This window comes from Streptomyces nanshensis, assembly GCF_001751255.1.
GTDB classification, from domain to species: domain Bacteria; phylum Actinomycetota; class Actinomycetes; order Streptomycetales; family Streptomycetaceae; genus Streptomyces; species Streptomyces nanshensis_A.
Map to the genome: position 1 here is coordinate 1 of NZ_LJGW01000554.1, position 1,426 is coordinate 1,426.

The 1,426-nt window shown below is 76.4% G+C and carries 1 protein-coding gene; it reads right to left on the reverse strand.

Annotated features, from left to right (window positions below):
* The coding region (locus AN218_RS29695; protein WP_244900834.1) for an MSMEG_0567/sll0787 family protein at positions 1-1,397 on the reverse strand (1,397 nt) is incomplete at its 3' end.
* Between the last annotated feature and the right edge of the window lie 29 nt (positions 1,398-1,426).

Below are 1,426 nucleotides of genomic sequence, written 5' to 3' on the forward strand. Positions count from 1 at the left end.
GGCGGGGGCGAGCCGGGGGCGTCGGCGGTGAGCATGGCGAAGCCGGGGAAGCACGTCAGCCAGTCGCCGGCGGTGGCACCGGCGGGACGCGGTACCTCGGCGACGTCGAGCACCGCCCCGCAGCCGCCCGCTTCGGCGAGCATGCCGAGGGTGCCGACGAGGCCCGCCATGGAGACGTCCTTCGCGGCGGCGGGCCGCGCGGCGGCGACCGCGCCGAGCATGGCGCGCAGTTCGTCCGTTCGCCGGTGCGTGGTCGAATCCCACTGGCTGCCGCGGTAGTCGGCGCGCCAGTCGCCTCCGAGGTCGGCGGTGAGCCGGACGGTGTGCCCGGGACGGCCGCCCGCTCCGGGCACGGGGTTCCGGGTGCGTCCGAGTGCGGTGACGGACAGGGAGGCCGGGACGCCGAGTTGGGTGTGTCCGCCGAGGACCGGCACTCCGTACGCCTCGGACGCGGACCGGAGGCCGGCGAGGAGGCGGGCGGCGTGCGCGGCGTCCGGGGCGGCCAGGGCGTCGAGCAGTCCCGTGGGCGTGGCGCCCATGGCCGCGATGTCGTTGACGTTGACCAGGACCGAGCACCAGCCCGCCCATTCGGGGTCGCGCTCGACCATGGACGGCACGATCGCGTCGCAGGCCGCGATCACGTCCGAGCCGGGCACGGGTGCGCCGTCGTCTCCGACGAACCCCGGTCCACCGGGCCGCAGTCGGGCGAGCAGCGGTCCGAGGAACGACTTGACCGCGGTCTGTGCCGCGAACCGCCGGGTCGGCCGGCGCATCAGCACGTGCGGTGCGCCGCCGACGGTCACGGGACGTACGCGCCGCCAGCCCAGCCGCGTGAACATCCGCTCGTTGCTCTGCTGCACGGTGGCCTCGAACCGCAGCACGCCCTCCGCCTCGGCGCGGGCGTCGGCGGCCCGTACCAGTGCGCGGCCGATGCCGCCCGAGCCGCGTGCGTCACGGCGGACCGCGAGCCGTCCCCCCGTCCACCAGCCGATGTCGGGGCCGTCGACGGCGGGTGCGAGCCGGACGCCTCCGACGACGGCTCCGGAGTGATCGCGGGCGACGAGGACGACGGTGCGCGGATCGCTGTCCCGCTCGTCGAGGTCGTGGCGCGCGAACAGGCCCTGTTCGTCGACGAAGACGGCGTGCCGCAGCCGCCGGTAGGCACTCAACGTGGCCGCGTCCTCGGCCTGTTCGATACGGAAGCGGGGCCGGGCGGCCAGCGTCGACCGGTCGCCGAGGAGCAGCAGGATGTCCGCGGGCGCCTCGGGTGCGTGCGGTGCCTCCGGTGCGTGCGGTGCGTGCGGTGCGTGCGGTGCCTCCGGTGCGTGCGGTGCGCCGCGCACATGACCGGCGCCGTGCGCGGGGCCGGCGCCGTACCCGCCGTCCAGGATCGTCACCGTCCTCACCCGCCCGCCGCGGACAGGAC